Origin of the sequence: Salidesulfovibrio onnuriiensis, from assembly GCF_008001235.1 — a bacterium.
GTDB lineage: Bacteria > Desulfobacterota > Desulfovibrionia > Desulfovibrionales > Desulfovibrionaceae > Pseudodesulfovibrio > Pseudodesulfovibrio onnuriiensis.
Map to the genome: position 1 here is coordinate 1,964,110 of NZ_CP040751.1, position 13,882 is coordinate 1,977,991.

Annotated in this window: 12 protein-coding genes; 7 read left to right on the top strand and 5 right to left on the bottom strand. The window is 62.6% G+C overall.

The genetic code is table 11. The features are described 5' to 3' along the window. Window positions 1-6: 6 nt before the first annotated feature. Complete coding sequence (locus FGL65_RS08880; protein WP_147820860.1) at window positions 7-1,317, top strand: Na+/H+ antiporter NhaC family protein; 1,311 nt, start codon at window positions 7-9, stop codon at window positions 1,315-1,317. A 162-nt stretch (window positions 1,318-1,479) separates the two neighbouring features. Here the strand turns inward: FGL65_RS08880 and FGL65_RS08885 are convergent, their stop codons facing one another. From FGL65_RS08885 to upp, 3 genes are all read right to left on the bottom strand, one after another. Continuing rightward, a complete protein-coding gene (locus FGL65_RS08885; RefSeq protein ID WP_147820861.1) occupies window positions 1,480-2,319 on the bottom strand; it encodes a mechanosensitive ion channel family protein in 840 nt (279 codons plus the stop codon). A 125-nt stretch (window positions 2,320-2,444) separates the two neighbouring features. Then, window positions 2,445-3,737 (bottom strand): uracil-xanthine permease family protein, encoded by a 1,293-nt coding sequence (locus FGL65_RS08890; RefSeq protein ID WP_147820862.1) that lies wholly within the window; start codon window positions 3,735-3,737, stop codon window positions 2,445-2,447. 79 nt (window positions 3,738-3,816) lie between these two features. Next, on the bottom strand, window positions 3,817-4,443 hold the full coding sequence (gene upp, locus FGL65_RS08895; RefSeq protein WP_147820863.1) for a uracil phosphoribosyltransferase: 627 nt from the start codon (window positions 4,441-4,443) through the stop codon (window positions 3,817-3,819). A gap of 179 nt (window positions 4,444-4,622) precedes the next feature. Here upp and FGL65_RS08900 point away from each other — a divergent pair, with 179 nt between their 5' ends. Together FGL65_RS08900 and FGL65_RS08905 are read left to right on the top strand one after the other, a co-directional pair. Beyond that, window positions 4,623-6,287: a dephospho-CoA kinase gene (locus tag FGL65_RS08900; protein ID WP_147820864.1), complete on the top strand. Its 1,665-nt coding sequence runs from the start codon at window positions 4,623-4,625 to the stop codon at window positions 6,285-6,287. Beyond that, a complete protein-coding gene (locus FGL65_RS08905; protein ID WP_147820865.1) occupies window positions 6,284-7,024 on the top strand; it encodes a rhomboid family intramembrane serine protease in 741 nt (246 codons plus the stop codon). Before FGL65_RS08900 ends, FGL65_RS08905 begins: the two co-directional genes overlap by 4 nt. Window positions 7,025-7,044: 20 nt before the next feature. On the opposite strand, the gene FGL65_RS08910 is transcribed toward FGL65_RS08905, so the two are convergent. Together FGL65_RS08910 and FGL65_RS08915 are read right to left on the bottom strand one after the other, a co-directional pair. Continuing rightward, window positions 7,045-7,596, bottom strand: a complete 552-nt coding sequence (locus FGL65_RS08910) for an adenylyltransferase/cytidyltransferase family protein (protein WP_147820866.1) — start codon at window positions 7,594-7,596, stop codon at window positions 7,045-7,047. A gap of 12 nt (window positions 7,597-7,608) precedes the next feature. Beyond that, complete coding sequence (locus tag FGL65_RS08915; RefSeq protein WP_147820867.1) at window positions 7,609-8,895, bottom strand: BPG-independent phosphoglycerate mutase family protein; 1,287 nt, start codon at window positions 8,893-8,895, stop codon at window positions 7,609-7,611. 97 nt (window positions 8,896-8,992) lie between these two features. Between FGL65_RS08915 and FGL65_RS08920 the strand changes: the two genes are divergently transcribed. From FGL65_RS08920 to clpB, 4 genes are all read left to right on the top strand, one after another. Beyond that, window positions 8,993-9,613: a PHP-associated domain-containing protein gene (locus tag FGL65_RS08920; RefSeq protein ID WP_147820868.1), complete on the top strand. Its 621-nt coding sequence runs from the start codon at window positions 8,993-8,995 to the stop codon at window positions 9,611-9,613. 187 nt (window positions 9,614-9,800) lie between these two features. Next, the gene (locus FGL65_RS08925) at window positions 9,801-10,775 is read left to right on the top strand and encodes a DnaJ C-terminal domain-containing protein (protein WP_147820869.1); all 975 of its coding nucleotides are present in this window, start codon (window positions 9,801-9,803) and stop codon (window positions 10,773-10,775) included. A gap of 9 nt (window positions 10,776-10,784) precedes the next feature. Beyond that, window positions 10,785-11,120, top strand: coding sequence for a chaperone modulator CbpM (locus FGL65_RS08930; RefSeq protein ID WP_147820870.1), 336 nt, complete (start codon window positions 10,785-10,787; stop codon window positions 11,118-11,120). Window positions 11,121-11,164: 44 nt separating this feature from the next. Further along, window positions 11,165-13,765, top strand: a complete 2,601-nt coding sequence (clpB, locus tag FGL65_RS08935; protein ID WP_147820871.1) for an ATP-dependent chaperone ClpB — start codon at window positions 11,165-11,167, stop codon at window positions 13,763-13,765. Window positions 13,766-13,882: the final 117 nt, after the last annotated feature.

Here is a 13,882-nt window from a genome sequence, read left to right on the forward strand (position 1 = left end):
AGTCCCGTGGAAGACAAACGTGCCAATCCCGTAGCCCTGGCCCCATTGGGCCTTTTTCTTGCCATCTTCATCGGAACCGGCCTGTACCTGACCGCCCAGGGAACAGGCATGGCCTTCTATCAGCTCTCGGCCACCGTGGCCATTCTGCCCGCCATCATCTGGGCGGTGATCATGGGCAGGGAAACCCTGGCCGAAAAGATCAATATATTTCTCTCCGGCGTGGGCGACATCAACATCATCACCATGTGCATGATCTATCTGCTGGCAGGCGGATTCGCGGCGGTGGCCAAGTCCATCGGCGGGGTGGAGGCCACAGTCAACTTCGGTCTTTCCGTCATCCCCGCTGGCCTGGTGCTGCCCGGCCTGTTCGTGATCAGCGCCTTCATCGCCACGGCCATGGGTACCTCCATGGGCACCATCGCGGCCATAGCGCCCATTGCCGTGGGCGTGGCCGACAAGACCGACCTGGGCCTGCCGCTGCTCATGGGAGCCGTGGTTGGCGGGGCCATGTTCGGGGACAACCTGTCCATGATCTCGGACACCACCATTGCCGCCACCCGCACCCAGGGCTGCGAGATGAGCGACAAGTTCAAGATGAATTTTAAGCTGGCGCTCCCCGCCGCGCTGGTGACCCTGGCCATGTTCGCCTTTCTCGGTTCGTCTGGAGAGGTGCTGGTGCACGGCGATTACGACCTCCTGCGGATTCTGCCCTACGTGGCCATTCTGGTCATGGCCGTCATGGGCGTGAACGTCTTCATCGTGCTCACTGCGGGGATAGCCCTGTGCGGAGCCGTGGGCCTGTTCATGTCCCCGGAATTCACGCTGCTGGCCTTTTCCCAGAACATTTACGCCGGGTTCAGCGGCATGCAGGAAATTCTGGTGCTGTCCATGCTTATCGGCGGGCTGGGCGAACTCATCCGGTTGCACGGCGGCGTGAATTGGATCATCCAGTTCATCGGCAAGCTGACCTCGGGCCGGAAGAGCACCCGTTCCGGCGAGTTCTCCATTTCCATCCTGGCCGTGCTGGCCGACCTGTGCACCGCCAACAACACCGTGGCCATCATCCTCACGGGCGGCATGGCCAAGGAGATCGCCGACAGGAACGGCGTGGACCCGCGCCGCAGCGCCTCGCTTCTGGATATCTTCTCCTGCATCGTGCAGGGGATTATTCCCTACGGCGCGCAGGTGCTTTTGGCCGGTTCCATCGCCAAGATCTCGCCACTGGCCGTGGTGGGCTCCATGTACTACTGCTATGCCCTTGCCGTGGTGGCCGTCATTGCCATTATCCTGGGTTTTCCCAAGGTCAGTCGCCAATAGGCGTTTTTCATGCCTTCGGCGAGCAAGGGAGCCAAGCCCCCTTGCATCCCCGCTCAATAAACAAGTCCCGCTCCGAGCTTTGCTCGGAGCGGGACTTGTTTATATTCAGGTTTCCAAAGGGATTATCCCTTTGGCGGGGTGCAGGGGCAGCGCCCCTCCATATTACATTTCTTCCTTGAACAGATGCACATCCATTTGCGGGAAGGGGATGTTCACGCCCTGTTCGTCGAAGGCCATCTTGATCTTTTCGGTAAGCGCGAAACGCACCTTCCAGTAGTCCGAGGTTTTGCACCAGGGCCGGACCACGAAGTTGACGCTGCTGTCTGCCAGCTCGGAGACCGCGATGGTCGGGGCCGGGTCCGCGAGCACGCCTTCCTGGCTGGCAACGAGCTCTTCGAGAATGGACTTGGCCTTGGGGATGTGGTCGCCGTAGCCGATGCCCACGACCATGTCGATGCGCCGGGTGTCGTTGGCGGTCACGTTGACGATGGTGCCTCCCAGGATGGAGGCGTTGGGAACGATGACCAGCTGGTTGTCCGGGGTGGTCAGGAACGTGTTGAATATCTTGATGGATTGAACGGTGCCTGAGGTCCCGGCCACGGTGACGTAGTCGCCTTTCTTGAAGAACCGCAACAGGATGATCATGACCCCGGCAGCGAAGTTGGACAGGGAGTCCTTGAGCGCCAGGCCCACGGCCAGGCCTGCGGCGCCGAGTACCGCCAGGAACGAGGTGATGTTCAGGCCGAGCTGGCCCAGGGCGGCGATGATCACGGCCGCGAGCATGGCGTAGAAGGTGATGTTGCACAGGAATGAGGTCAGGGTTTCGTCCACGCCCGCGCGCAGCATGCCCCTGCGCATGAGGTTCACGATGCGGCGGGAGATCCAGCGCCCGACCACGAAGACGAGCAGGGCGATCAGGATGTTGATGCCGTTGATGCTCAGCCAGGTGATGATGTTTTCCGTCAGTTCACGGATGAAATCGGGGTTGAGGATATCGTTCATGGGGGTCTCCTTGTTGGTGAAGTTTTCACTGGATACCAGAAACAAGGAACCATTGTCATTTAGAAGATAAAAAAGCCGCCGCTTCGTTGGAAGCGGCGGCCGTTGCATCCGGGTGGTTGTTTGGGCTAGTCGGTCTTGATGGTGCAGGGATCCTTTTCCTCGGGCAGGGGCTGGTTGCAGTCCTTGCAGGGCAGTACGAGGTTCAGGAACACGCCCACGATACCGGCCAGGCCGATACCGCCCAGGCGGAACTCGGCGCCGAAGGGCAGGGACATGCCGCCCACGCCGAAGATGACGATGATGGCCACGATGGCCAGGTTGCGCGGCAGCAGGAGATCGTTGCCCGCCTTGACCAGGGTGTTCATGCCCACCACCATGATGGCCCCGAAGAGCAGCACCATGATGCCGCCCATGACAGGCACGGGAATGGTGGACAGGAATGCGCCCAGCTTGCCCACGAAGGCCAGCAGGATGGCGGCGATGGCGGCCCAGGTCATGATGCCCGGGTTGAATACCTTGGTCAGTGCCACTGCGCCGGAAACCTCGGAATAGGTGGTGTTGGGCGGGCCGCCGAGCATGGAGGCCAGGGAGGTGGCCAGGCCGTCGCCGAGCATGGTGCGGTGGATGCCGGGATCCTTCACGTAGTCCTTGCCGGTCACGCAGCCGATGGCCAGCACGTCGCCGAAGTGCTCGATGGCCGGGGCGATGGCCACGGGGACGATAAACAGGACAGCTTCCCATTTGAATTCCGGGAACACGAAGTTGGGCATGGCGAACCAGGGGGCGGCGGCAATGGCTTCGAAGCTGACCACGCCCAGGAACAGGGACATGACGTACCCGACGGCGATGCCGGAGAGGATGGGGATGAGCTTGAACCAGCCGCGTCCCGTCAGGGAGACCAGCACGGTGGTGGCCAGGGCGGAAAGGGAAATGATCAGGGCCTTCCATTCGATGACGAGCACGGCGGAGCCGTCGCCGGTCTTGCCCAGGGCCATGGCCACGGCAACCGGGGCCAGCACCAGGCCGATGACCATGATGACCGGGCCGGTGACGATGGGCGGCAGCACGCGGCGCAGGGCCTCGACCCCGAAAATGTTGATCAGCAGGCTGAGCACCACGTAGAAGGCGCCCGCGGCGGCCAGGCCGGAAAGGGTGGCCGGGATGCCCCAGGTCTGCACGCCGTAGATGATGGGCGCGATAAAGGCGAACGAGGAAGCCAGGAACACGGGCACGCGTCCCTTGGTCACCACCTGGAACACCAGGGTGCCCGCTCCGGCGGTGAACAGGGCCACGTTGGGGTCCAGGCCCGTCAGCAGCGGCACGAGAACCAGCGCGCCGAATGCGACGAAGAGCATTTGCGCGCCGAGAAACGCGTCTTTTGGTTTGAAACTGTAGTCCGTGGAATGCACGTCACTCATCAGACAACCTCCTCCTGATAGGACATTAAAAAGTTTATAGGTCTCCCCACAAAAAAAGGGGCACGCCCTTGAGCGTGCCCTATTTGGTGCCGAATATCTTGTCCCCGGCATCCCCGAGGCCGGGAAGAATATATCCTTTGTCATTGAGTCTTTCATCAATGGCTGCGGTGTATATCTCCACGTCGGGATGTTTCTTCATGATCCTGTCGATGCCCTCTGGCGCACAGCAGAGGAACAGGCCCCTGATGTTGGTGCAGCCGGATTTCTTGAGCAGGTCGATGGTGGCTTCCAGGGTGCCGCCGGTGGCCAGCATGGGGTCCAGGATCAGGGCCATGCGTTCTTCCATGGCGCTGGCGAGCTTGACGTAGTATTCGACAGGCTCCAGCGTTTCCTCGTTGCGGTAGAATCCGACCACGGAGACCTTTGCCCCGGGGATCATGTCGATGACACCGTCCATCATGCCCAGGCCTGCGCGCAGGATGGGGACGACGGTGACTTTCTTGCCCTTGATCGAGTCCACTTCCACGTCGCTGGCCCAGCCCTGAACGGTGGTCTTCTCGGTTTCCAGGTCCTTGGTTGCTTCGTAGGTCAGCAGCCGGGTGATTTCCGAGGACAGGGCCCGGAAACGGCTGGTGGAAATTTCCTTCTGCCTCAAAAGGCCGATCTTATGCTTGATGAGCGGGTGCTCAACCAGATGTACCGCCACGTGTGACGCCTCCTTTGGAGAGTTAGTATATATTATGGATTTGTTGCTTGCCGATGCGCAAAATTTTCCCCTTTTAAGATCAATCCGGCGGTTCGGTCAAGGGTGGATTTTCAGTTTACGGAATTGTCAAACCGGTCTGTGATTTTACTTTCCAATGATTCCCGTTATATGGTTGCCCCATGAGCGAAACGAGAAAAAAACGGACCTGGGAAGCCTTGGTGGAAGGTTCCGTAACCAATATGCGCCTGGACAAGTTCTGGGCCGCCGAACTTGCAGACGAGGGAATCTCGCGCGGCAAGGTCAAGGAATGGATCGAGGCCGGAATGGCCACGGTCAATGGAACCGTTGAAACCAAGGGCAAGTGCAAGCTTTTCGGCGGCGAAGCCCTGACCCTGTCCGCCCCGGAAGGGCTGGCCGGCGACGACGCGCCGCAGCCCGAGACCGGGGCCCTGCCCGTGCTTTACGAGGACGAGCACGTGCTGGTCATCGACAAGCCCGCGAACCTGACCACTCATCCCGCGCCGGGCCAGCCGGACAACACCCTGGTGAACCGGCTTTTGCACCATTACCCGGACATGGCGTCGGAGCATTCCGGCATGGACGGACAGCGCCCGGGCATCGTGCACCGGCTGGACAAGGACACCTCGGGCGTCATGGCCGTGGCCCGCACCGAGGCTGCCCGCCTCAAGCTGGCCGGGGACTTTGCGGACCGACGGGTGCGCAAGGTCTATCTGGCCCTGGTGCACGGCAGGCCGGAGCAGTCCAAGGGCGAGATCGAGGCGGACATGGGCCGGCACCCCACGCACAAGACCAAGATGGCCGTGGTGGACAAGGGCGGCCGCGAGGCGCGCAGCAGCTATGAGGTGCTCTGGACCGATCCCCTGGAGCGGGCCTCCCTGGTGGCGGTGCGTATCTTCACGGGCCGCACCCATCAGATCCGCGTGCACATGGCCCATATCGGGCATCCCCTGGTGGGCGACGAGGTCTACGGACCGCAGGAGCACGCCCTGTGGTGCCGGGAAACCGGACTGGGCGACCTGGCGCCGCGCCAGATGCTGCATGCCTTTTTCCTGCGTTTCGACCACCCGGCCACGGGCGAGCCCATGAGCTTCATGCAGGAGCCGCCCGGGGATTTCATGAATCTGCTGGTGGAGCTGAACCGCGCCACCGTGCGCACCGGGATCGTGGGGCTGCCCGGCAGCGGCAAGTCCGCAGTGCTGGGCATGCTCGCGGACATGGGCTGGCCCACCTTCAGCGCCGACGCCTGCGTGGCCCTGCTCTATGCCGCGGGCGGCGACGGGGCCGAGATGATCAGGGGCCGTTTCGGCGGCCAGTACACCGCGCCCGACGGCGGAGTGGACAAGCCCGCCCTGTTCCGGGCCATGTGCGAATCCGACGAGTTCCGCCGGGAAATTATGGACATCATCCATCCCATGGTGCGTCATGCGTGCATGGAGTTTTTCGGGAACAACAACGACCGCCCCCTGGCCTTTGCCGAGGTTCCGCTGCTGCTGGAGGGGGGCTGGCACAGGCAGGGCTTGGTGGATCAGGTGGTCTACGTGCACTGCCCGGACGAGCTGCGGCAGGGAAAGTTCCGCGAAATTCGCGGCCTGGACCCGGAAATGCTGGCCATGTTCGATTCCTGGCAGTGGAGCGGCGAGCAGAAACGCAGCCAATGCGGCTTCACCATCGACAACAGCGGCAGCCTGGACGACCTCGGGGCCGAGGTGCAGCGCGTGGCCGGGGAGCTGATGGCCCTGTCCGCAGAGGCCATGAAACGACACGAGGACTGGCTTGCACGGCTCTGGCCGGTGCTGGCGCAACAGTTCGGGGAAAGTGAATGATCCCCCTGCGGGACAATGTGCCGAGGGTGACCCTGCCCATCACGGTCAGCGTCATCATCATGCTCAACGCCTTTGCCTTCGGCTTCGAGCTGCTCATGGACCCGCGCTCCAAGGTGGAGCTTTTCCATTTGTTCGGGGTGGTGCCCCAGCGCTTCCTTGATTCGGACTGGGCCCACTGGGTGGGCTATCCCGAGGCCTCCATCATTCCGTTCTTCACGTACATGTTCCTGCACAGCGGCTGGCTGCACGTGATCCTGAACATGTGGATGCTCTGGATCTTCGGGGACAATATCGAGGACGTCACCGGCCATTTCGGGTTCGTGTTTTTCTACGTGGCCTGCGGGCTGGCCGCGGTGGGGGCGCACATGCTGGCCGAAACCGGCTCCAGCGTCCCGGTCATCGGCGCTTCCGGGGCCGTGGCGGGCGTCATGGGCGCGTATCTGGTGCTCTATCCCCACGGTAAGGTCTACACCCTGTTTCCCATCCTCATTATTCCTATCATTCTGCGGGTGCCCTCGGTGTTCTTTCTGGGCTTCTGGTTCCTTTCCCAGTTCTTTGCCGGGATTTTCAGCGTGGTCAACGGATCGGCCCAGCCCGTGGCCTGGTGGGCGCACGTGGGAGGGTTCGTCACCGGCATCCTGCTGATCTCGCTGTTCCGGGGACGTGGCAGATGCAAGTACTGCTACAACCGCCGTTCCAAGAATTACGATATCCCCGTCGAGGATAAACTTCGTTAACCATCCAGAATTCCGCGTACTTATCGCAATGCTTGAAGCCGTTCCCCGAGGTTCCATTCCCGAACCAGCCGGACCGTGGCGGGCGGCGTCAGGTCGTCGATGGGCTCCCTGTTGCAGATTCGTGCGCGCACGTCCTTGGCGCTGATGCCCTTGAGGTGGGGCTCTCGTTCCCAGAGCACGTGGGTGGTCAGTCCCAGTTCCTCGAAGCGCCGCTTTTTGCGGCGGCCCCATTCGTCGTAGATGGTCAGGAAAAAGGCCGCGTCCAGGGGCACGTAGTGGCCGTAGAGTTCGGGCATGTTGATGGGCAGCGGCACCACCGAGAACTGCTCGCATCCGAGCCCCGCATCATGCAGCACGGCGCGCACCATGGTATAGCGTTCGAAATAGGTCAGCGGGTTGTTGCCGGGAGTCGAGCGTTGTGCGTCCTCGGCCTCCTCGCGGGTCAGGGACGGGTCCGGGTTGGTGATGCCCACCACCAGGTGGTCGCAAAGCTCCTTCCCGGCCAGCAGGTACGCGAGATGGTCGTTGTGCAGGACCTGGAAGCGCCCGTGAATCACGCCGATATCGTACATCACTTGTATCCTCTAGTCCTTGCCGGGCAGGGTGAAGGGTTCGAAGTCGCCGGGCCAGAACGCCTGCTCCCCGGGGCTGTCCCAGATGCCGCCCAGCCGGATGCGGTCCGTGTGGTTGAGCACCAGGTTCATGAACTCGGTGCCGCGCACGCAGCCCAGGCAGCCCGCGGCCGCTGAAATTTCGTCGAATGTTTTGACCTTGTCCCGCCGCACGCCTTTGCCCACGAAGAGCAGCGGCACGGGCTCGCCCGAATGGATGAGGCTGCCGCAGCTCGGGGTTGAGTGGTCCGCCGTCACGGCCACCAGCACGTCCGGGTCGTCCAGCAGGGGCCGGATGGATGCTTCGATGCCCTTGTCCAGGGACTCGATGACCGCCTTTTTGGCTTCGGGGCGCTTGGTGTGCGCGGCCTGGTCCGGGGTCTTGGTGTGCACGTGGATGAAGTCGAAATCCCGCAGCAGTTCCGTGGCCCGGGCGATGCGCTCCGCAATGTCCCGGCCCGGGTCGTCCCCGTCCGTGACCGTGACGGGCGTCAGGCCCAGGTAGCGGGCTATGCCCTTGTACATGACGCCGCTGGCCACGGACGCCCCGCGCATGCCCAGCTTGCGGGAGAACATCGGCACGTTTTTGCGCTGCCCGGCCCGCTGGGTGACCATCATGTTGATGGTCTTGTTGTCGTCCAGGGTGTTCCAGACATGGACCAGATATTTCTTGAGCGCGCTGGCCGCCCGGATGCTCTTCGGGTCGTCCCGGTGGGAGTCCAGGGGCACGATCTCCGAGAGGAAGCGGCCGTCGGTCATGGGGTTGGAGTCCGTGAAGTAGGGAGCCACCTGGCCCTGCATGAGAAGCACGCCGAAGGTGCCCTTGCCGGGGTGGTAGGTGATGCGCACGCCGTCGGCTTCGAATGCGGCCACGGCTTTGTTGGCCGCCCGTATTTCCTTGTCCGAGGCACTGGCCTTGTCGCGGACGACACGAAGTTGTCCGCCTTCGTTGTCCGCATGGATGAAGTGCCCGAGCACGGCCACGTCGTTTGGGCCGAGATCGATATCCGTGCCCAGCGCCTCCAGCACGCCGCGGCCGGGGAAGTCCTCGCGCTCGTACCCGAACAGGGCGAAATGGGCCAGTTCGCTGGGCAGGGCCTCGCCCAGCCGGGAAGCGTGAAAGAGGCCGTTGGTGCCGAGGGCGGCCAGGCTGTCCAGGCAGGGCGTATGCGCGGCCTGGAGCGGGGTCCGGTGCCCGAACCGGGCGAAGCTGCGGTCGCCGAGGCCGTCGAGGAGGATGAGAACACACTTGGATGGCATAGGTTTTCCTGTTGTATCGAATTTGTCGATAATACGTAGCCTTATCTATCGCCCATATATATTTGTAGCGCAACGGAATCGGGTATAGAAAATATCTATGCTTATCGATGTCCATGTGCATACCTCCATCTCCCCCTGCAGCGTGCTCGAAATCGACGCCATTCTCGAGATCTCACGGCAGCGGGGCATGGACGGCGTGTGCCTCACGGACCACGATACCATGGATGCGGCCGGGTATGTGCGCGAAGGCGTGCAGGACGACGGCTTCGTGGTCATCGTGGGCATGGAATACACCACCCCCCAAGGCGATTTCCTCATTTTCGGCCCCTTCGAGAACATCAGGCCCGGCATGGACGCCCAGGACATGCTGCCCTACGTTTACGGCCGGGGCGGGGCGGCCATCGGCGCGCATCCATACCGGGGCTGGCGGCCCGCCCAGGAATTCCTGTTCGAGCAGGGGGTGTGCTCGCTGGTGGAGGGCGTGAACGGACGCAACACCGCCCCCGAGAATTTGCGGGCACAGGCGCTCGCCCACAGGCATGGGCTGACCATGACCGGCGGTTCCGACGCCCATCGCGTCGACGAGCTGGCCAAATTCCCCACCCGCTTCCTGGAGCGCATCGAATCCCGCGACGACCTTGTCCGCGCCCTGCTTGCAGGCCGCTGCGAACCCGCCTGGATGACCGAGCCGGTCCGTGAAGATCTCGCTGTCGGCTGATCCGGCATCCTTCCCCATGCACAGGTTGCGCGTGTTTTTCACATGAGTCCGCATGTGGAAAATTCAGGGCCATCTGTGGAAAACCTTCCGAAAAATACTTCCCCCCGGCTTGACTTGGCGAATATGCTCATTACCTTAGGACACTGGATCGAATCCGCATTTTCGTCCAAAGGAGATTCATGCGCATATGAGCGTTCAGTACAAGGACTATTACAAGATACTCGGTGTCTCCCGCACTGCGAGCCAGGACGAGGTTTCCAAGGCCTTCAAGAAGCTGGCCCGGAAATACCATCCCGACCTGAACCCCAACGACAAGGGGGCCGAGGATAAATTCAAGGAAGTGAACGAGGCGTACGAGGCCCTCAAGGATCCTGAAAAACGGAAGATGTACGACCAGTTTGGTTCCGGTTATCAGCATGGCCAGAACTTCCAGCCCCCGCCGGGCTTCGAGAATATCCGTTTCGATTTCGGCGGAGGCGGCGGTTTCGGCGGCGCCGGGGCCAGCGGCTTCAGCGACTTTTTCGAAACCATTTTCGGTGGCGGAGCCGGTGCTGGGGGCGCGTCCTTCCGGGGCGGCTTCCCGGGCGGCGGAGGCGGTTTTCAGCAGCGCCCGAGGCGCGGCTCCGATTCCGAGGCCCTGTACGAATTGAGCCTGGAGGAGGCCTACCAGGGCGGCAACAAGTCCATCACCCTGACCGAGCACATGCCGGGCGGCGGTCCCAGAACCCGCACCCTGGAAGTGCGCGTGCCTGCGGGCATCAAGGACGGTCAGCGCATTCGCCTGGCCGGGCAGGGCAACCCCGGGGTCGCCGGCGGGGCGCGCGGCGACCTGTACCTCAAGATCCGGCTCATGAAGCACCCGCGTTTCAACGTCAAGGACACGGACGTGGTCTTCGATCTGCCCCTGGCCCCGTGGGAGGCCGCGCTGGGCACCAAGGTCCGGGTCCCCACCCTGGACGGCCAGGTGGAGATGACCATTCCGCCGGGAATGGGGTCGGGCAAGAAGCTGCGCATCAAGGGCAAGGGGCTCGGCACCGGAACCAGACGCGGCGACCAGTTCGTGCGCATCATGATCCAGGTTCCCACCAGCCTGACTCCCGAGGAACGGAAACTCATGGAAGAGCTGGCCGAGAAGTCGAAATTCAAGCCGAGGAACTTTTAAGGGGGCCGTATGAGCACGAAGAAACTCAAGGAAATGCTCCTGAAGCTGCCGGGCCTGGAATTGCCGGAACGCTCCGAACACGTGGCCTGGGCGCAGCTGGTGGAGGTGACGGGCATCACACCGGCCATCATGGCCGAGCTGGCCGAGCTGGGCTGGCTGGACCCCGTGAAGACCAACGCCGACAACTATCTGTTCACGGTGCGGGACGTGTACCGCATCCAGAAGCTCATGCGTCTCAGCAACGACCTGGACGTGAACATCACGGGCGCGAGCATCATCGTGGACCTCATGGCCCGCATCGAGGAGCTGGAGCTGGAAGTGGAGAAACTGCACCGCCTCTGCTAGTCGTCGGTTTTTTGCAATACAGTGATTGAAGGAGGATTTGATATATGGATCCGAACAAATTCACGCAGAAGACACATGAAGCCATATCCGAAGCCCAGAACATGGCCATCCGTTCCGGGCATCAGCAGATAGATTGCGAACACCTGCTTTCCGCCCTGGTGGGCCAGGAAGGCGGGCTCGTGCCCCAGATCCTGCGCAAGCTGGGCATCGACCCCAAGAATTACGCCGGGGCCGTGGACGCCGAGATATCCAAGCTGCCCAAGGTCTCCGGTCCGGGCGCAACCCCCGACCGCATCATGGTCACCCAGCGCATGCAGTCGGTCCTGGTCAAGGCCGAGGACCACGCCAAGCGCATGAACGACGAGTTCATCAGCGTGGAACACCTGTTCCTGGCGCTCATGGACGAACCGCCCTCCCGGGGCGTGGGCAAGGTCAACAAGCAGTTCGGCCTGGACGTGAACAAGGTGCTCGGCGCGCTTACCGAAGTGCGCGGCCACCAGCGCGTGACCTCGGACAATCCCGAGGCCACCTATGATTCGCTCAAGAAATACGGTCGCGACCTGGTGGAGGAAGCCAAGGGCGGCAAGCTGGACCCGGTCATCGGCCGTGACGGCGAAATCCGCCGCGTGATCCGCATTCTCTCCCGCCGCACCAAGAACAACCCGGTACTCATCGGCGAGGCGGGCGTGGGCAAGACCGCCATCGTGGAAGGCCTGGCCCAGCGCATCGTCAAGCAGGACGTGCCCGAGGGGCTCAAGGACAAGATGGTCTACGCCCTGGACATGGGCGCACTCATCGCCGGGGCCAAGTACCGGGGCGAGTTCGAGGAACGGCTCAAGGCCGTGCTCAAGGAAGTGCAGGAATCGGCCGGGCGCATCATCATGTTCATCGATGAGCTGCACACCATCGTGGGCGCGGGCAAGACCGACGGGGCCATGGACGCGGGCAACCTGCTCAAGCCGATGCTGGCGCGCGGCGAGCTGCACTGCATCGGGGCCACCACCACGGACGAGTACCGCAAGTACATCGAGAAGGACCCGGCCCTGGAGCGTCGCTTCCAGACCGTCATGGTGGAGGAGCCCGGCGTGGAGGACACCATTTCCATCCTGCGCGGCCTGCGCGAGCGGTTCGAGGTGCACCACGGCGTGCGCATTTCTGACGGTGCGGTGGTCGAGGCGGCCGTGCTTTCCAACCGCTACATTTCCGACCGCCAGCTGCCTGACAAGGCCATCGACCTCATCGACGAGGCCGCGGCCCTGATTCGCACCGAGATCGATTCCCAGCCCTATGAGCTGGACAAGGCCAACCGCCAGATCATGCAGCTGGAGATCGAGCGCGAGGCCCTCAAGCGCGAGACCGACAGGGCATCGCACGACCGTCTTGCCAAGCTGGAAAAGGAGCTGGCCGATATCAAGGAACACCAGGCCCGGCTCATGGCCCAGTGGCAGAATGAAAAGGGCGGCATCGAGCGGCTGCGGCAGGTCAAGGAACAGATCGAGTCCGTGCGCCTGGAAGTCGAGGAGGCCAAGCGCGTCCACGACTACAACCGGGCCGCCGAGCTGGAATACGGCCAGCTCAACGCGCTTATGAAGGAGCTTGAGGAACGCAACAAGGCCATGGAAGAGGCCGGCGACGGCCAGCGCATGGTCAAGGAAGAGGTCGGGCCCGACGACGTGGCCCAGGTCATTGCCCGCTGGACCGGCATTCCGGTTTCCAAGCTGCTGGAAGGCGAGCGCGACAAGCTGCTCAAGCTGGCCGACCAACTGCACGAGCGGGTCATCGGCCAGGACAGTGCGGTGCAGGCCGTGGCCGACGCGGTGCTGCGCGCCCGGGCCGGGCTCAAGGACCCCAGCCGTCCCATCGGCTCGTTCATCTTCCTAGGCCCCACGGGCGTGGGCAAGACCGAGCTGTGCAAGACCCTGGCCGCGGCCCTGTTCGATTCCGAAGAGAACATGATCCGCATCGACATGTCCGAGTACATGGAAAAGCACACGGTGGCGCGGCTCATCGGAGCGCCTCCGGGCTACATCGGCTATGACGAGGGCGGGCAGCTCACCGAGGCGGCGCGCCGCAAGCCCTACAGTGTCATCCTGTTCGACGAGATCGAAAAGGCGCATGCCGACGTGTTCAACGTGCTGCTGCAGATTTTGGACGACGGCCGTCTGACCGACAGCCATGGCCGCACCGTGGACTTCAAGAACACGATCATTATCATGACCTCCAACCTGGGCGCACAGTACATGCTGGAGGGCATCGACAAGGACGGTGAGTTCAAGGCAGGGGTCGAGGACCAGGTCATGGATACCCTGCGGCATCATTTCCGGCCCGAGTTCCTGAACCGTGTGGACGAGACCGTGCTGTTCCGGCCCCTGCACCTGGATCAGCTCACGCGCATCGTGGATTTGCTGGTCAAGGGGCTGCGCGACCGGCTCGAAGACCGCAAGATCGCCCTGGAACTCACGGACAAGGCCAAGGCGTTCATCGCCGAGTCGGCCTACGATCCGAGCTTCGGCGCGCGTCCGCTGCACCGCTACATTCAGGCGCACCTGGAAACGCCGCTGGCCAAGCGCATCATCGGCGGCGAATTGCAGGACGGCGAGACCGTGACTGTGGATGAGAAGGACGGAGCATTGGTTTTTGAGTAAAGGCCGCCGGTAAGGGCGCGTCAATATTACCGTTTAAAAAAGGCAGTCCCTCGTGCATTCAACATGCACGAGGGACTGCCTTTTTCTTGTTTTACGTTTCTTGGCCAATGGAACGTC

Excerpts from the sequence above, each read along its gene's own strand:
- FGL65_RS08885 (WP_147820861.1), bottom strand. The coding sequence starts at position 2,319 with ATGAACGATATCCTCAACCCCGATTTCATCCGTGAACTGACGGAAAAC.
- FGL65_RS08890 (WP_147820862.1), bottom strand. The coding sequence starts at position 3,737 with ATGAGTGACGTGCATTCCACGGACTACAGTTTCAAACCAAAAGACGCG.
- FGL65_RS08900 (WP_147820864.1), top strand. The coding sequence starts at position 4,623 with ATGAGCGAAACGAGAAAAAAACGGACCTGGGAAGCCTTGGTGGAAGGT.
- FGL65_RS08905 (WP_147820865.1), top strand. The coding sequence starts at position 6,284 with ATGATCCCCCTGCGGGACAATGTGCCGAGGGTGACCCTGCCCATCACG.
- FGL65_RS08910 (WP_147820866.1), bottom strand. The coding sequence starts at position 7,596 with ATGTACGATATCGGCGTGATTCACGGGCGCTTCCAGGTCCTGCACAAC.
- FGL65_RS08915 (WP_147820867.1), bottom strand. The coding sequence starts at position 8,895 with ATGCCATCCAAGTGTGTTCTCATCCTCCTCGACGGCCTCGGCGACCGC.
- FGL65_RS08920 (WP_147820868.1), top strand. The coding sequence starts at position 8,993 with ATGCTTATCGATGTCCATGTGCATACCTCCATCTCCCCCTGCAGCGTG.
- FGL65_RS08925 (WP_147820869.1), top strand. The coding sequence starts at position 9,801 with ATGAGCGTTCAGTACAAGGACTATTACAAGATACTCGGTGTCTCCCGC.
- FGL65_RS08930 (WP_147820870.1), top strand. The coding sequence starts at position 10,785 with ATGAGCACGAAGAAACTCAAGGAAATGCTCCTGAAGCTGCCGGGCCTG.
- clpB (WP_147820871.1), top strand. The coding sequence starts at position 11,165 with ATGGATCCGAACAAATTCACGCAGAAGACACATGAAGCCATATCCGAA.